Consider the following 17,432-nt stretch of genomic DNA (forward strand, 5'->3'; position numbering starts at 1 on the left):
GGCCCCGCCGTTTCGCTGTCGGGTACTCCGTCCCGTCAGACCGTGGCCGTTGCCGGGTCGCTGATCCCGGCGGCCCCCGTCTCGACATGACCGGCGAAGCGGCGCAGGAAGACCGGGTCGCCCTCGGCCGTGACGGACACGTCGTACCAGCGCTTTCCCGCCCTCAGGTCCATGGTGCGCGACACGGTGGCGCCCGGCCGGACGGTGACCGACTGCTCCGCTCCCCCGTAGGCGTCGGCGTTGGAGAGCGTGAGGCGGACCGCGGTGTCGCCGGGGTTGGTGAGGGTCAGGTCGAGGTTGCCGCTCCCGTCGTTGTGGCGGGCGACGACCTCGGGACCGATGGTGGAACCCGGGCTCCTGAACGTACGGAGGAAACCGTTGGGGCCGTGGACCGTGAGGTCGTGGGTACCGCCGGAGTAGGCGGAGTTCCAGGCGTCCGACACCGTCCGGCCGGCCTCGGCGGTGTACGTCCACGGGGCGTCGGTCCGGTTCCCGGAGGTGACGTAGAACTGCGCGCCGGCTGCCGTGCCCGGGCTGAAGGTGAGCGTGATCTTCCCGGTGCCCGCGTCGACGGCGCCGTCGACGTACGGGGCGTACGGGAGCGGCCGGGCGGGTCGGCTGCCCGGCTCCTGCTTCGGCAGCGATCCGACGGCGGGCGGGGTGGGCCGGTAGTCGGGGTGACGTGCGCGGTCCGGGGGCTCGTAGGCGGAGGTGTCCGGCAGGTCGCCGGGGGCGGGCTCGGTGCGGGCGAAGTCGAAGGCGGAGGTCAGGTCGCCGCAGACGGCACGCCGCCACGGCGAGATGTTCGGCTCGCGCACGCCGAAGCGCTGTTCCATGAACCGCAGCACCGAGGTGTGGTCGAAGGTCTCGGAGCAGACGTAGCCGCCGGTGCTCCAGGGCGAGACGACCAGCATCGGGACGCGCGGCCCGAGCCCGTAGACACCGGGGCCGTACGAGGCGCCGCCCGTGTACACCTCGGTCGAGGTGTCGGCCGTGGACAGGCCCCGGTCGGCGGAGGTCGGCGGATAGGGCGGCACGACGTGGTCGAAGAAGCCGTCGTTCTCGTCGTAGGTGATGAACAGGGCTGTCCTGCTCCACACCTCGGGGTCGAACGTCAGCGCGTCCAGCAGCCGCGCGATGTACCAGGCGCCGTAGTTGGAGGGGAAGTTGGAGTGCTCGGTGAAGGCCTCCGGGGCGGCGACCCACGAGATCTGCGGCAGTGTTCCGGCCCGGACGTCGGCGGCGATACCGTCGAAGTATCCGTCGCCGCCGGCCACGTCCGTGCCGGTGCGCGCCTTGTCGTACAGCGGGTTCCCGGGCTGGGCGTCGCGGTACTTGTCGAAGTAGAGCAGCGAGTTGTCCCCGTAGTTGCCGCGGTAGGCGTCGTCGATCCAGCCCCAGCCGCCGGGGCCGTCCAGGCCGTCGCCGATGTCCTGGTAGATCTTCCAGGAGACTCCGGCCTCTTCCAGTCGTTCGGGGTACGTCGTCCAGCCGTAGCCGCGCTCCTCGTTGCCGAGGACGGGTCCGCCGCCGGTGCCGTCGTTGCCGGTGTGCCCCGACCAGAGGTAGTAGCGGTTGGGGTCGGTGGCCCCGATGAACGAGCAGTGGTAGGCGTCGCACACGGTGAACCGGTCGGCGAGCGCGTAGTGGAAGGGGATGTCGTCCCGGGTCAGATACGCCATCGTCGTCGGCGTCTTGGCCGGGATCCAGCGGTCGTACCGCCCGTCGTTGTACGCCCGGTGGCCGCCCGCCCAGTCGTGGTTGAGGCCCTGGAGGAACTGCATCCCCAGGTCGTCGGCCGTCGGGTGGAACGGCAGGGTCTCCTTGCCCGTCGCGTCGGCCTGATGCCAGACGGACTTCCCGCTCGGCAGCGTCACGGGCCGCGGGTCCCCGAACCCCCGCACGCCTTTCAGCGCTCCGAAGTAGTGGTCGAAGGAACGGTTCTCCTGCATCAGGACGACGATGTGTTCGACATCCTGGAGCGTCCCGGAGGCCCGGTGGGCGGGGATGGCGGCGGCGCGGTCGATACTGCCCGACAGTGCGGCGAATCCCAGCGTCGCACCGGCTGTCCGGAAGAAGCGGCGCCGATTCATATCAGCCATGAGTTCAGCCATGAGTGAGGAGCCTCTTGGAGTGTGGGGGAACAGAAGCGAACAGGATGTTCCAAGAGAATCGAACAGAACGGAAGGGGCCGTGACGGATCGGTTAACGCCGTATGAGTTCCTCCAGGAGTTCGGCGAGGAGACCGGGGTGCCCCACGAACGGGGAGTGGCCCGTCCGCCACTCACGTGCCTGCGTGCACCGCGCGGCCATCCTCCGTTGCAGAACGGGATCGATGACCCGGTCCTGGCCGCAGACGACGTACGTGGAGGGCGTGTCCTTCCAGCTGTGGTGGAGCGGGACTCCGCGTCCGCAGCCGGGAGCTTGCGGGCGGAGCAGGCCGGCCGCCCAGGTGGCGAGGGGTTCGGAGCAGCCGTTGTAGAGGACCTCGGCGGCCCGCTCGGGACGCAGACTGGTCGATCCGTCGGGCTCGGAATTGATCGCCTCCTGGAGTCGCGGCGACGCCCCGCCCAGGGTGGCCGCGCTTTCGCCGGTGTCCGGCACGAAGGCCGCCAGATAGACCAACTGTCCCGCTCCGCGCACTCCGGTGATCACCGACCCGCCGTAGGAGTGGCCGAGCACGAGGGGAGGCTCCGCCACCGCGTCGACGGCGGCCTGGACCGCTGCGGTGTCGGCGGCCAGCGAGCCTCGGTGAAGCTCGGGCACGACGACCTCGATTCCCGCGGTCCGCAGGCGTTCCGCCACCCTGCCGAAGTGTTCGGGACGGTGGTACAGGCCATGAACCAGCAGTACGACAGACAGCGCGTCCGCCTCCTCACGTAACCTTCCGGCAGCTGGAAATGTACGACGACAGCGAGGACCGAGAATGAACCGTCCGGCGATGGTGTCGAGAGAAGAATGGTTGGCGGCCCGGAAGGAACTACTGGCGCGGGAGAAACAGTTCGACCGGGAACGGGACGCGCTCAGCGCACAGCGCCGCGCCCTGCCCATGGTCGAGGTCACCGAACCGTACGTCTTCGACGGTCCGGACGGCACGGCAAGCCTCGTCGACCTGTTCGACGGTCGCAGCCAGCTCATCGTCTACCACTTCATGCTGGCACCCGACTGGGAGGCCGGCTGCACCGGGTGCTCGCTCCTCGCCGACAACATCGGCCACTTGGCGCATCTGCACGCGGCCCGGACATCATTCGCCGCGGTCTCGACGCGCGCCTCTCGCGACTATCACGAAGTTCCGTGAACGCATGGCGTGGACCTTTCCCTGGTTTTCCTCCCACGGCACGTCGTTCAACTACGATTTCCACGTCACCATGGATGAGTCCGTGACGCCTGTTCTCTTCAACTTCCGCACGGAGGAAGAGCTGCGGGAGGCCGGAGTCGGGTCCTGGGCCCTGAGCGGCGAGCAGCACGGCCTGAGCGTCTTCCTCCGCGAGGGCGACCGGGTGTTTCACACCTACTCGACGTACTCACGTGGTACCGATCTCCTCAACGGCACCTTCAACTACCTGGACCTGACCCCTCTCGGGCGCCAGGAGGAGGCCGGGATCATGGACTGGGTCCGCCACCACGACGACTACGACGGGTAGCCCTTAGGCCAGGTCGTCGAGCGGGCGGAGGAAGCGGCGTTCGTACCGCTTGATGCAGCGGGTGTCACGGGCCAGCCGAACCGCCTCCTGGCACTCCGGGTCGGACATGCTGTCCGTGCGGTACTGCTCGTACGCGGCAAGGCCGGGAAAGGAGAAGAGGGCGTAGGCGGTGTCGCTGTCGCCCTCACTCGGCAGGAAGTAGCCGTGGTGCGTTCCGCCGAAACGGTTGACGAGGCGGACCCAGCGGCGGCCGTACTCCTCGAAGTCCTCGAGCTTGTCCGCGTCGATCTCGTACTTCAGGTGAATGGTGATCATGCCTGCATGATGCCCTGTGCCGGTTCGGACCTCGTGAGCGGGGACGTCGGCGTGTGCGACGACGGGGCGGGGCCCTCCTGCGCCGGTTCCCAGGCCGCCGAGCACAGGGATTCGGCCACGGCGGCCGTGTAGCGGGCGGCAGCCAGCCAGTGGGAGGCGAAACCGTCGGTGTCGGCGGGGAGCAGGCGGCCGAACAGATCGCGGTCGCGTCGGGCCGCCGATGCGCACAGCCCGGTGAGGAGTCCGGCGGCCGTGGGGAGACCGGCGCGGCGGATCCGGCGGCTCTCGGCGGTGACGTCGCCGAGCAGGCCGAGGGCCGCACGGCCCGCCGGAACCGTCTGTTCCACCCGGCGCTCCAGGAGGTACAGCGGCGAGTGCGCGCCGGAGTCTCCGGGCCGGGGCGGGGCGGGGCGCCCGGGGGTGTTCGGGTCCGGGAGGTCGGCGCGGCTCAGGCGGTCGAAGCCGAGGTCGACCGTGCCCTCGCCGGAGGGATGCGAGCAGGCGAGAAGGGTGAGCCGGGGGTGGGGGGCGGGCACCAGTCGGCCGATGATCCGCAGCCGCGTCCCCGGTGCCGCGGCCAGCAGCGTCACGTTGTCGCGATGGGCCAGCGCGGGGTCGTCGTCGGCGACGGTGAGCCGGACGAGGACGCCGCCCTCGCACCGCGCGAGCAGGCAGGAGCCGCCCGACTCCCGTACCGCGCCGAGGAGTTCGACGTCCAGGAAGAGCAGGTCGCTGCCGCCGCCCTCCGGGTCCGCGTAGCGGGCGGTGGAGCGCAGGGCGCGGGCGGCCTGTTCGGACGGCGGCGTCTCCCACAGGGCGGCGAGCGGCTGTTCCGTCCATGCCGCGCCCCGGGCGGTTACGGCCTTGACGCCCTTCCCGGCCCCCAGTCTGCCGTCCGGCGACGCCGTCGCACCGGAGACCGCCAGGCCGGCCCGCCCCAGCTCCCGGTGGGTGAGCGCGCTGTCCCCCAGGCGCACGGCCCGGTCGGCCACGCCCAGGGCGCGTCCGACGCCGCCGGGCGCCACGTCGCCGACCGTGAAGAGGCGGCCGTCGGATGCGGCGACCCAGGTGCGGACGCCGCCGTGCCCCGAGTCGGTGACCACGGGTTCGGTGAACAGGCCGTACAGGCGCAGCGAGCCGTCCGGGCTGTACGGGCGGCGGGCGCGGCCTCGGACGGCGGCCAGCTCGGTCCCGGACGTCGTCCCTACCCGGTGTGCGGTGCCGAGGAGTTCGGCCAGGGCCGTGACGAGGTCGGCCGTGCGGTAGGACGGGTCACCCGCGCGGGCCGCGCGCAGCAGGGTGACGACGGACAGCGCGGCGCCCGCTGCACGGGGCAGCTGCCGGAGCCGGGCGGTGTGCGCGGCACGGAGAAGGGCCGACTGAGTGACGGCGCCGGCCCCGTCGACGCCGGCCTCCAGCGCGGCGGCGCCCGCCGACCACAGGGCGTCGGCGGCGGCGCGCTGGGCCGGGCTCGCCACCTCGGGCGGGGAGGCGGAGTCGGGGGCGGGGTCGGGTGCCTGGCCTGTCACGGAGTCGGGTGCACGGGCCGGGTCCGCTGCCGAGTCGGGTTCGTGGGCCTTGGCGGTGGGCCGGTCGGCGAGCTCGGGCGGCAGGTCCGCCGCGGGGGCGGCGCAGGCGGCGGCCGCCCGGTGGACGCATGCGGGGGCGAGGAGGCAGCCGCAGGTGATGGCGTCCGTCGTCGCCACCACGCCGCCCGGGGCGTGCAGACGCAGCTCGGTCTCGTCGTCGACCTCGATCGTCACCGTGTCCCCGTCGCGGCGCTTCGGACGGGCGTCGATCTTCGTGACCGCCGCGTCCAGCCGCTTGCGCAGCCGGGGCGAGAGGTCCTCCACGAGCGTGGCGGTGACCTCCGGTGCGACGGGTGGCAACCGGTCGTCGTTCATGCGGTCTTCTCCCCTATCCAGCGGGCCAGTTCAAGTGGGCTGAGGGCCGCCACGGGCATGCCGGCGGCCACGAGCTGCCCGGCGACGCCCGTCGAGTAACGGGGCCGGCCGGCGTCGTCGAGGCTCGCGCACCCGAGGACGTGGCAGCCGGTGGTCACCAGGGCCCGCACCTCGGCCAGCAGTCCGGCGAGGGGCGCGCCCTCCTCGAAGTCGCTGATGACGACGACGAGGGTGCGACTGGGCACCTCGATCAGACGGCGGGCATGCCGCAGTCCGGCGGCGATGTGCGTGCCCCCGCCCACGCTCACCTCCAGCAGGAGGGCGAGGGGATCGTGCACATGGCCGGTGAGGTCGACGACCTCCGTGGAGAAGGCCAGGAAATGGGTGCTCAGAGTCGGCACCCCGGCGAGCACGGACGCGGTCAGCGCGGACCAGATCGTGGACGACTCCATGGATCCGGAGACGTCGGTGACCAGGATCAGGCGCCAGTCGGCCGACCGGCGGGCACGGCTGCGGAACACGGGATTCTCCGGGATCACCTGGATCGTTCCGTCGGCCGTGCGGCGGGCGGTGGCCAGGTTGGCGCGCAGGGTGCGCGGCAGGTCCAGCCTGCCGCCCGGGCGGCGGGTGGGCCTGGCCGACATCGTGCCGGTGAGGGCGGGGCGCAGCCGGGTGGCGAGCTGCCGGGTCAGTTCGTCGACGAGGTGGCGGACCAGGGGCCGGAGCGCCGCGAGGCGGGCTTCGGGGAGCCCGCCGGCGTACCGCAGGATCGTCCGGAGCAGCTCCACGGAGGGGGTGGCGGCCGCCGGGTCGAGTTCGGCGAGGACGTCCTGTCGCCCTGTCCCGGCCGCGGCGGCGAGGACCTCCTCGCGGACGCCGGGGCCGAACAGCGCGGCCAGTTCCTCGGACCACTCGCGGACGCCGGGGAACGACGGCTCCCGGCCGCCGCGCGGTCCGGAGCCGCCGTGACCGGGCAGACCGCCACGGGATCCCTCGCCGTGTCCCGCGCCGTACAGCTCGTCCAGAGCGGTCGCCAGGCGGGCGGCGCCGGACGGCAGTTGATCGGCGCGGCGGCCGAGCACGAGCCGCCAGCGGTCGGCGGGCGCGAGGGTCCGCGCGGGGGCGGTCCCGGTGGAACCGGTGGAAGGTGCGGGGGCTGCGGGGGCGGGGGCGGAAGCGTTATCAGGCGTGGGGGTGCCTTCGGGGGAGGGTACGGGGGCGGCTTCGGTGCCGGGCGTGGTGGTGAGGGCAGCCTCGGGCGCGGTGGCGGGCGCGGCTTCGGGCGCTGTGGCGGGCGTGGGCGCGTGAGCCGTGGCGGGCTCGGCGTCGGGTGTGGTGGCGGGCCCGGCTTCGGGCGCTGTGGCGGGTGTGGCGATGAGGGCAGCCTCGGTCGCCGGCGCGTGCGCCGTGGCGGGCTCGGCGTCGGGTGCGGTGACGGGGCTCGTTGCGGTGGGGCGGCCGGGCTGCGGGGTGGCCGGGAGCCGGTGGTCCCGTTCGGGTGGCGGGACGGGCAGGCCGAGGCCGGTCAGGAGTTCGCGGGCCGCGAGGTCGGCTGTCGTCCGGCGGGCCAGTTCGATCGGGTCGTCCGCGTCGAGGGTGTCCACCCGTTCACCGAGCCGCTCCTCGACCGTGTCCAGCAGCCGGTCCCGGGCGGCCGGGCTCAGGGTGTCGAAGCCACCGCGCAGGGCCGGTAGCCGGGCCAGGAACGCGGTGTCGTCCAGCTCGACGACCCGGCGCAGCAACGGGTCCAGGGCGCCGACGCCGACGGTCAGCAGCGGGCCCGCCACCGTCAGGACGCCGGTGAGGCGGGCGGTGAGCGCGGTCCTGGAGGCGCTGCCCACGGCTCCGTCCACCCAGGAGGCGACGCGAGCCCCGAAGGACTCGGCCTCCTCGTGGCCCGTGAGCACCCTGACCGCTCCGGCGGCCGCGGCGATCAACGGGGTGCCGTCGGCGGCCAGCCGGGCGAGGGCGCCGGTGAGCCGGATGCCGCCCACCCGGTCGGCCCGCTGGGCCAGTTCGAGCAGCGCCCGCGCGTCCTCGGGGTCCTCGGAACCGGTCAGACCGTCGACCTGGCGTACCGCGGCCGAGGTCAGCAGTTCGGCCGCGTGCGCGGTACGGGCGGCACGGGCGCTGGTGTCGGGGGCCGTGGATCCGTCGGGCGCGGCCAGCCCCGGCAGGTGGCCGGCGTCCACGCGATCCAGCAGGTCGAGCCCGGCGAGGAGTTCGGGAAGGGTCCCGCTCGCGGGGAGTACGGCGGCGAGTTCCGTCAGCCGTTCGTCGGCCAGGGCGGGGAGTCCGCACGCGGCGGCCTCCGCGAGGCCCCGGACAACCTGCGCGGCCGTTGGACCGCCCTCCGCGCGCTCGGCCGCGTGCCGTTGCCGCAGCACGCCCTCGGCCGCCTGGGCCGGGGTGACACCGCGGGCCCCGGCCGCCGTGAGCATCGCGGCCGTCGCCGGGGTCCACCGCACCTGCCAGCGCGTCGTCAGCCCTTCCCCGCCCGCCGCACCGGCCACCCCCTGCTCCTGCGCGTAGGGGATGCCGCACACCGTCAGCCTGCGCAGCAGCAGTTCGCGGCGTCGGTCCAGGGTGGAGCGCGCCGGGTCCAGCCGGAGGTCGCGCGGTGTCTTCTCGTGCGCGTCCCCGGGCCCGGGAAGCGCGAGCGTCGCGGTCTCGGCCTCGACGGCGGGGCCCAGTCCGCTGCGCGGAGCGGCGGGTGCGGGCCGCCCGGTGCGGGCTCCGACCAGTACGCGTTCGAGGGCTCCGGCGACGGCGCGGCCCGTGCCGTAGGTCTCTCCACGCCCGAGCACCGTCTGTACGGCTTCCAGGAGTTCACCGCGGCCGGGGGCGGGCAGTCCGCGCAGGCGGGCCAGGTCACCGGCCACCCGGACGACCTCGCGCCCGTCCGCCGGGCCGTAGGGGTGGCCCTGTTCGCGGAGGGCGGCGCAGACGCGGACGGCGGTGCGGATCAGCGCCTCGTGCAGCGCCGCCGGGTCCCCGGCCGCGTCCAGGACGGTGTGCTGCCACTCCGGGTCCCTGATGCCGGCCGGGTAACCGGAGCGTGAGTCGAGCAGCGGGTACGTGTACGGGACCAGGGAGACCGTGCAGCCGGTCGTCCCGGCGGTGCCGTGCAGGTGGCCGTCCGCGCCCTCCGCACCCGGCTCGGGCGCGGCGGCCCGGTTGGGCGTTTCCGTGCCGGTCGCCGCTTCCGGCGTTGCTGGTGCTTCCGGTGTTGTCGCCGCTTTCAGCGTTGCTGGTGCTTCCGGCTTTGCTGTTGCTCCCCCTTCTTCCGGTGCTTCCGGGGCTTCCGGTGCTTTTGACGCGTGCGGCGCGCGGCCCCCTGCGGCGGATGTCAGCAGCGCCGGGGTGTGGAAGGCTCCCACCACCACGGCGGGCCGCCGCCCGCTCGCCAGGGCCTCGGTGACATGTCGGCGCATGCACGCCTCGCGCACCAGGTCCGTGCCGTGCACGCCGCCCCGCGCTTCGGCCTCGTAGCGCAGTGCCCAGCCGGTGAGCAGGGCGGCGCGGCGGAGCGACTCGGGTGTCGAACCGGGCGCGAGGGCCTCCACCAACCGGTCCCACAGGTCGTCGCCGTCGCGGCCGGTGAGCCGGGACCGGAGCGCGGCGGACAGCCCCCGCCCCTCCTCCGGCACCGGTGCGGAGTCGGCGCCGGGGGCCGGGGCGGGGGTGTCGGGGCCGCCCACGGCCCACGCCCGGTCGGCCAGCGGCAGATCGCAGGCCACGGCCGGGACCCCGTTCCTCGCCGCCCAGCGCAGGGCGACCAGCTCCGGCGAGAAGTCGGCGAACGGGTAGAAGGCCGGCCCCCGTTCGTCCGCCGGGCCGGCGCCGGGCCCGTCCGCGGGCACGGCGGCCAGCGCGACCGGCGCCTCGGTCTCCTCGTGGGCGAGCCAGCCCAGCCACGGCTGGAACTCGGCGGGAAGTTCGACGAGGAGGACGTCGGGGGCCGCCGCGTCCAGCAGCGCCGGGAGGGCGGCCGCCAGCGAGGGCGCGTGGTGGCGCACCCCGATCAGGAACGGCTGCCCCGGGCCGGTCGCCGCGAGGGCCGCCACCGCGGCCTCCGAGGCGGACCGCGCCCCGGGAATGGTCGACTCGCTCATCCGTCAGTTCTCCAGCACCGCGCGCAGGTCCCACAAGGCACGCCAGGTGGCCGACCCCTGCTCGGCGCGCCTGCGCACCGGGCCGTCCCAGTACCCCAGGAGCCGTGCCGCGTCGGCGGGGTCGTCCTTGCGGACGACGCCGAGCAGATGGCCGGGCAGGAGGGAGAGCACGTCCCGATCGCCGGGGAAGTAGGCGGCGGCCAGGCCGAGGGAGCCCGCGACGGACACGGCCTCCGCCGTGCTCATCACCGTGGAGGGGCGCTCCACCTCCCAGCCCTCCACGGAGCGGCCGTCGCGCAGGTCCCGGAAGGCGGTGACCAGGGCTTCGAGGACCGCGTCGTCCACCTGGTAGGCGGCGCCCACGCGTTCGACGGCTGCCCGCGACTGGCGCCGTACGAGCGCGGTCTCGGCATCCACGTCCCCGATGGGGCCCACGGTCTCGAAGTTGAAGCGACGCTTCAGCGCGGCGGACATCTCCGAGACGCCCTTGTCCCGCAGGTTGGCGGTGGCGATGAGCGTGAACCCGGGAGCCGCGTGCATCTGGGCGCCCTCGCTTCCCGCGAGTTCGGGGACCGCGATCCGCCGCTCGGAGAGCAGCGAGACAAGAGCGTCCTGGACCTCCGGCAGGCAGCGGGTGACCTCCTCGACGCGGGCGACGGCCCCCCGGGTCATGGCGGTGAGGACCGGGGAGGGCACCAGGGCCTGCTCGGTGGGGCCCTGGGCGAGCAGCAGCGCGTAGTTCCAGCCGTACTTGAGCTGGTCCTCGGTGGTGCCCGCGGTCCCCTGCACGGTGAGGGCGCTGGTCCCGCAGACGGCTGCCGACAGCAGTTCGGAGAGCATGGACTTGGCGGTGCCGGGTTCGCCCACGAGGAGGAGCCCGCGCTCCCCGGCGAGGGTGACCACGCACCGTTCGACCAGGGCGCGTTCGCCGACGAACTTCTGCTCGATCACCAGGCGGCGCGGCACCCCGGCACCGGGGGCGGCGCCCTTCGGCAGGCCCAGTGGCTCGCCCGCGCTGCCCGTCACGAAGGTGACGACGGCGCGCGGGGTGAGCAGCCAGCCGGGCGGCCTGGGGCCGGGGTCGTGGGCGGCGAGGAAGGCCAGCTCGGTGGCGTACCGGTCCTCGGGGAGCGTGATCTGGCGGTGCGCCCGGCCGGGCGCCGCCGCCCGGCCCGGGATCCCGCCCGTGGTGGTGCTGTCGGCCGTAGCGCTGTCGGTGGTGCTGCTTTCCGGGATGGGCGTGGTGGTCGTGGTGTCGTTCGTCATCGACGGCGGCCCTTCCGGCTTGCGCGGGTGTCCAGTTCTTCGAAGGCGGGTGCGTCGCCGTCGCGGACCCGTGTCCAGGCGGCCGCGTACAACGCGGGCACGGGGAGGTGGGGCAGGGTCCGGGTGGACCCGGCCACCGGGTACAGGCGTTCCTTCCAGGTCTCCAGCGGCAGTCCGGGGGCTCCGCGTTCCAGCCAGCCGCAGGGGAGGAACAGGGTGCGGCCGGCGCGGGAGCGCTTCGCCTCCACGACGAGGTCGGTGGCGGCGAGTTCCGCACGGGCCTTCTTGATCCGTGCGGGCTTCCACTCGGTCCAGCGGACGCAGTTGCGGTCCGTGGGGTCGGGCAGGGCGAGCAGCATCAGGTAGAGGGCGGCGGTGTCCGCGCTCAGGTCGAGGGCGTCCGCCGCCTCGACCACCAGCTCCGGCACCGCACGCGTCGGATCCTGGGCCGGGTGGTGCGGGGATCCGTCGGGGGCGCCCGCCGAGGCCAGCAGGTCGGTCTCCTCACCCAGCAGTGCGCGCAGGGCGAGCAGATCGCCGGTGCCGTGACTGCTGACGGTGCCCTCGACGAGGCCGAACGCCGGGTCGTCGGGGCCGGCCAGGCCGGCCGGGCGAATCAGCAGTTTCTCGTTGTCGCCGTAACCGGGGGCGAGGAGCAGCGCCGTGCCGGCCCGGACCAGTCCGTCGGCGTCGGCGCCGCCGGACTCGGGGAGCCCGTGGGCGGCGCGGACCGCGGCGCCGATCGAGCCTCCCGACTCGGTCCAGTGCAGACCGAGGTCCAGCACCAGGTCCGGGTCGGCGAGGCGGCCGCGCAGGGTCGCGAGCCCGACGGGCAGGTGCGCCCGCAGGGGGTGCCCGTACGGCAGCGTGTAGGCGAGGGTGTGCAGGGCGGTCAGGGCGGAGGAGACCGTGCCGCGTGCGCCCGTCACGCGCGGGCCCGGGCGGCCGGTGCCGTCCTGGACTGCGGTGCCGTGGGCGAGCCAGGTCCGGGAGGCCGCGTTGAGGATCAGGTCGACGGCGCCCGGGGTGGTGCCCGAGAGGTCGAGGTCCAGCTCCTCGGGGACGCGGACGAGGGAGGCCAGGCGCTCCTGCCAGACCTCGGTGGCGGCCCGGACGTCGGGGCCGGTGGACCACAGCTCGGCCGGGTCCTCGGGCAGCAGCGCCCGGAGCAGGGCGTGCCGGTCGTCGCGCGGCAGGGCGTCCAGCCGTGCCGCGGCTTCCTCGAAGGCACGGGTCTTCGCGCCGAGCAGCGCGAGCGCCTCGACGCCGGGCTCCTGGACGGCCGCCGACAGCAGCGCGGCGGACTGGAGGGGGCCGATTCCGGTGGCCGTGTGGAACGCCTCGGCGGCCTCGGGGCGCCAGGCCGCCGGGCCCCGCTCCCGTACCAGGGCGGTGAGCCGGGTGAGCCGGTCGCGGGCGATGCCTCCCCGGTGAACGCGCTCGCGGTCCAGGGTGAAGCCGGGGACGGGGCCGAATGCGCCGGTCGGGTCGTGGTCCAGGGCGAGCCAGCAGGCCGCGTCGTCCCGGGTGTTCCGGCCGCGCTCGGCGAGGACGACGACCGTGCGGGCGCCCTTGCGCAGCACCTGGCCGAGGCGGTGCACGGCCTCGGGGCGCCCTCGCACGGGCGTCGCTCCGCCGAGCGGTTCGACGAGCTCCACCTGCCGGACCGTGCCCGCCGGGTCGGCCAGCGGGCCCGCGGCGAGGGCTTCCAGCAGCACGAGGAGCCCGGTGCGGTGCTCGGCGGAGGTGGTCTCCGAGGCGGCCCGGTAGGCCAGTTCGGGCAGCTTGTCGAGGAGGGAGAGCCAGGTGAGGGAGTCTCCCGGCACGGTGTACTCGTCCCGCTGCCAGCCGTCCACAGGGGTGAACGGGACCTTCGACGGGGTGGGCGGGCCGAACGCCGGCTCGCCGCCGAGAACATGGTTGACGGCGAGGATCTGGCGGATCACGGTCCACCGCTTCCCGCCTCCCCACCAGCTGCCGTGCATCCGCTCGGAGCCCCAGGCGGAGGCGTCCCGCAGTGTCGCGTCGTCGCCGTGCTCGGGCTCGTGGTCGAAGAACATGCCCTTGGTGCGCGCGGTGTTCCGGGGGGTGGCCGGCTCCACGGGCTCCGGGGGTTCCACGTACCGGGCGGCGGCGACAGCCTGGTCCACCGCGTTCCGGACGAGCGCGGTGACGCCGGCAAGGAGCCGGGCGTCGGACACCTCGGGCAGCACCCGGGCGGCGGCCTCCTCGGTCAGCTCCCGCGAGGAGGGCCCGGTGTACTCCTCGACGGCCCGGAACGCCTCCAGGTGCCGGGCGACCGCGGTGGCGACCTCGTTGAACAGCTCCTCCGCCCGGGCGTCCGTCAGGTTCCGCAGGGCCAGGGAGCCCCGCTCGTCCCTCGGGCGCAGGGCGTGCCAGTAGGAGACGGGAGGCACATAGGGGGTGCCCGCCGCGTCGTTCCCGCCGGAGGAGTCGGTGGTGACGGACCACAGGCGGCCACCGGTGCCGTCCGTGTCCGCCGGGTGCGCTTCCACGGAGCGGTGGTTCAGGGCCGCGATCAGCCGTGAACCGCCGGGCAGTGCGAGGGCGCCGAGCGGCACCGGGGAGCCGCCGCCGGGCAGCGGGTGCGGCAGGGTGACCGTGTGGCCGTCGGGGGTGCCGGCGACGATGCGATGCCCGTCGGCGGGGGCGGCCGTGCCGGTCTCGGTGACCGTGCGGCGGACCCAGCGGCCGAGGACCGTGCCGTCCGTGCCGAACGGGGTGGTCTCCAGGCCGGGCTGGAGGGGCAGCACCTGGCAGTGCTCGGCGAGCAGCCGAGTGCCGTCGCGCACCCCGGAGCGGAGGAAGGCGGGGAGGGACGCGCGACCGTGCGTGCCGCCGGCCGGGTCGTACTCCAGCCACACCCGCTGGGTGCCCTGGTGGCCCTCGCGCCAGTGGCCGGCGCCGTCGGAGATGACGGCGCGCTGGGGCGGGAGGGAGGTGTCGCCCGCGTGCAGGGCCTTGCCGCCCGTGGCGCGGCCGCCGCCGGGCAGCGGCAGGCAGACCTCGTCCGAGGGGCCGGAGCCGCCCCAGCGGGGGAGTTGCTCCCCGCCGACGGTGAAGACCTCGGCGGGGCGGTGCGACCAGTAGCCGCGCTGCTTGCCGTCCTCCCACCAGATGACCAACAACTCCCCGTCGACGTACCGCAGGGCGATCGTCCGCCAGTGGTCGAGGGTGGCGGGCAGCCGCAGCGTGTGCCGCAGCAGGACGCCTTCCGGGCCGACGACGACGGCCCGTTCGAGGGTGTTCAGGATCAGTGCGGGCCAGGCGCCAGTGACGCCGGCGGTCTCCCGCCGGTTGTGTTGCCGACGCCCGGCGGCCGCGGCCTCGGCGGCCAGTTCGGCGTAGGTCTCGTCGAGCGCGGGCCAGCCCAGTTCGTCGAGTACGCCGGTGCGCAGGGTGGCGGCGAGCAACGGTACGACGTCGTGGCTCTCGATGAGCCGTACGGCGTCCGGGGCGACGCCCTCGACAACGGACCGGAACGAGGAGAGCCTGTTGAGGGCGGTGCGCAGCCCGGGGAGTCCTCGTGCGGCCGTGTACTCCTCGGCGCGGGCCGTCAGCCACTCCCTCAGGATGACGGAGAGCACCGGGTGGGCCGCGACCTTCGCCAGGCCGGCGTCGCTCAGTCGCTGGCGGTGTCCATCGCCCAGATTCCCGACGTTCCGGCTCAGCAGGGCGCGGAAGAAGGGGCGTCCGGCGACGGCGGTGAGATCACGCGCGCCGGGCGTGGTGTCGGTGAGCCACGGGCCGATCTCGAATCCGAGGGACCGCGCGGTCCCCGCGTCCTGGTCGTCCGGCTCGGCGACGGGGATGCCGGAGGCCAGGCAGAGGTCGAGAAGGTCCAGGTCGGCGGTGCGCTGCCAGCGGCCCTGGAACAGTTCGACGGGGTGCCCGTCGGCGCGCAGCCGGTCCGCCATCCGGGCGGTCAGATCGAGGGTCCCCGGGCAGCGGCCCGAGGTGACCCGACTGCGCCCGCGGTGTGCTTCCCAGCGGGCGAGCCAGTCCGCCGGGGAGACGGTCGGGGTGGAGAGGGCGGCGGAGTCGGACGCCGGGGCGCCGGAGGGGGCCGGAAGGGCGGTCAGCAGCTCATCGGCGCCGGACTCGGCCAGCAGGGCGAGCCAGCCCGGTTCGCCGTCGGCGTCCCGGCCGCTCTCGCCGAAGGTCTCCGGGAAGAAGCCCAGGAGACGGGCCTGCACGGACGCGTCCCGTCGGGCGAGGTCGATGAGTGAGGAGCGGTAGGTCTCCCAGAACGAGGCGGGGGCGCGGACGACTCCCGGCGAGCCGATCAGATCGGCCACCAGTTCGCGTTCGGCGGCCTCGCGGTCCAGCCCGGCGGCCTTGACCAGCGCGCGCACGTCCTGTGGGAGCGCCGCGTACGGCGGCATGCCGGCCGCACAGCGCTCGACGAGCAGACGGCGGAACTGCGCCCAGGCGTCCGCCGGTGCGAGCCGGGCCACCAAGTCCCGTACGTACTGCCGGAGCGCCTTGACGGTCAGCGCGCCGACGAGGGCGAACTCCAGGAAGACGGCGCGCTGCCGCTCCTCGTCCACGACGAGCCCGTGCACCCGCTCGGCCTCACGGGCCTTGCCGAAGAAGGAGGCGGCGTAGCTGGTGTTCTCGGCCTGGAGGAAGAGGCGTGCCACCTGCTCGTAGTAGGTGGGAAGGAAGTGGGGCACGGCCCGGCCGAGTCGGGTGCCGAGTGCGTCGAAGCCTTCCTTGGCCGCTCCGGCACGGCCCTTGGCCTGCCGGCCCAGCCGCTCGATGTCCTTGACCAGGGCCAGGGCGTGGTGCCCGTTGGCCGGGTCGTTGACCAGCGCCCAGGCGGGGAAGCCCAGCGTCTCGCGGCGCACCTGACCCACGACCGGGGCGTCGACGGTCCGGGCCAGGCCGAGGAACTCCAGGGCCAGGTCCTCGGCTTCGCCGAGGGTGCCGGGCACGAGGCGGACCACGGGGCGGTCGCCGAGGGCGGTGTGCGTGTAGGTGCGGGCGGTCAGCGCGTCGGCGTCGTCCCGGTCGGTGGTGCCGGCCGGGAGGATCGCGCCGGCGTCCAGCAGGGCTGTCGCGCGGGCCCGGGCGGCGGGGTCGGCGGGGCTCTCGCCCCGGGCCTGGCCGGGAAGGGACGCCGCGTCCATTGCCGTCGTGTTCGCGTGCACTGCCGTCGTGTTCGCGTCCGCTGCCGGCGTGTTCGCGTCCGTGCTCGTCGTCGTGATGCTCATGCCGCCCGCTCCTCGTCCTCGACGTCGCGGCCGGCGTAGAGCGCCGCCGCCATCCGCATGCCCTCCGACCACGCCACGGGGCCGATCTCGGCCGCCGTCAGCGCGCGCCCCGCGGGGTCGGTCCAGCCCAGGGGGCCCGTCTCGGTGTCGTACGCGTCGTATCCGTCGTGTTCGCCGATCCAGATGCGTGCCTCGGCGGTGGCGCCGTCCTCGACCACCGGGCAGACCGCGTATCCCCCGCGTGACCGGTACCCGAGCTGGGTGACGCGGCCGTGCAGGAAGCGCAGTTCCTTGAACACGCCGCCGGCGTACGTGTCCACGGAGGTGGTCTCCGGGGCGAGGCCCGGCGGGCGGCGCCACACCTCGCGGAACAGCTGCTCCACGTTCTGGCGCACTCCCAGCTCGACCGCGAACTCCCGCAGTTCGTCGAGGTCGTCGAGGAGCACGGGGTGGGGCACGCTGACCACGTCCGGGGTGATGCGGACCGTGTCGCCGTCCAGGTCGACGAGGCCGAGACCGCGCTCGGGATCGACGTCGCGCAGGAATCCGGCGACCCCGCCGTCCGCGCCGGTGACCACCACGTCCCGCAGGGCCGCCTGCCAGGCCGGGTCGGGCCAGACCCTGGCGAGCACGGTTGTGGGAACGGGCAGCGAGCGCACCATCCACTGCTCGACGTCGGTCAGGCACCGGCGTTCGTGCCGCTCCATCCACTCGGTCAACTGTCGGAGACCCACGACCGCCGGATCGTCCTTCAACTTGGCCGGAACGGACTTCAGCCGCCGCCCCTTCCCGTTGCGGCAGACCACCTTGCCCGCCTCCAGAGCGACTTCGTAATCGCCTGCCGACACCCACCCCATGCGCAGTTCTCCCCTGTTTCCGAACGGCCGCCGAACCGGTGGCACGCTGATGAGACCCGTCGACGGCAACGCACCGTGACGAGTGGGAGAGACT

General features: G+C 74.4%; 8 protein-coding genes and 1 pseudogene. 1 reads left to right on the forward strand and 8 read right to left on the reverse strand.

Features of this window, described 5'->3' with window-relative positions; translation table 11 throughout:
- Positions 1–35: 35 nt before the first annotated feature.
- Together AC3CH1_RS03385 and AC3CH1_RS03390 are read right to left on the reverse strand one after the other, a co-directional pair.
- Positions 36–2,102, reverse strand: a complete 2,067-nt coding sequence (locus AC3CH1_RS03385; RefSeq protein WP_488461480.1) for a phosphocholine-specific phospholipase C — start codon at positions 2,100–2,102, stop codon at positions 36–38.
- A gap of 103 nt (positions 2,103–2,205) precedes the next feature.
- Entirely contained in the window at positions 2,206–2,862 is a 657-nt protein-coding gene (locus AC3CH1_RS03390) for an alpha/beta hydrolase (protein ID WP_488462134.1), read from the reverse strand.
- Between the two features lie 64 nt (positions 2,863–2,926).
- Between AC3CH1_RS03390 and AC3CH1_RS03395 the strand changes: the two are divergent.
- A pseudogene (locus AC3CH1_RS03395) lies at positions 2,927–3,644 on the forward strand (DUF899 domain-containing protein).
- 3 nt (positions 3,645–3,647) lie between these two features.
- On the opposite strand, the gene AC3CH1_RS03400 reads toward AC3CH1_RS03395, so the two are convergent.
- The 6 genes from AC3CH1_RS03400 to AC3CH1_RS03425 are packed head-to-tail and all read right to left on the reverse strand — an operon-like array spanning position 3,648 to position 17,338.
- A complete protein-coding gene (locus tag AC3CH1_RS03400; protein ID WP_488461481.1) occupies positions 3,648–3,959 on the reverse strand; it encodes an NIPSNAP family protein in 312 nt (103 codons plus the stop codon).
- Positions 3,956–5,863 carry a serine/threonine-protein kinase gene (locus AC3CH1_RS03405; protein ID WP_488461482.1) on the reverse strand — a complete coding sequence of 636 codons (1,908 nt, stop codon included), beginning with the start codon at positions 5,861–5,863 and terminating at the stop codon, positions 3,956–3,958. Before AC3CH1_RS03405 ends, AC3CH1_RS03400 begins: the two co-directional genes overlap by 4 nt.
- Complete coding sequence (locus tag AC3CH1_RS03410; RefSeq protein WP_488461483.1) at positions 5,860–9,978, reverse strand: DUF5682 family protein; 4,119 nt, start codon at positions 9,976–9,978, stop codon at positions 5,860–5,862. Before AC3CH1_RS03410 ends, AC3CH1_RS03405 begins: the two co-directional genes overlap by 4 nt.
- 3 nt (positions 9,979–9,981) lie before the next feature.
- Entirely contained in the window at positions 9,982–11,244 is a 1,263-nt protein-coding gene (locus AC3CH1_RS03415) for an ATP-binding protein (RefSeq protein ID WP_488461484.1), read from the reverse strand.
- Positions 11,241–16,481: a hypothetical protein gene (locus AC3CH1_RS03420; protein ID WP_488461485.1), complete on the reverse strand. Its 5,241-nt coding sequence runs from the start codon at positions 16,479–16,481 to the stop codon at positions 11,241–11,243. Before AC3CH1_RS03420 ends, AC3CH1_RS03415 begins: the two co-directional genes overlap by 4 nt.
- Positions 16,478–17,338, reverse strand: a complete 861-nt coding sequence (locus tag AC3CH1_RS03425) for a DUF4132 domain-containing protein (RefSeq protein WP_488461486.1) — start codon at positions 17,336–17,338, stop codon at positions 16,478–16,480. Before AC3CH1_RS03425 ends, AC3CH1_RS03420 begins: the two co-directional genes overlap by 4 nt.
- Between the last annotated feature and the right edge of the window lie 94 nt (positions 17,339–17,432).

The organism is Streptomyces sp. MGP-P1 (genome assembly GCF_057766565.1).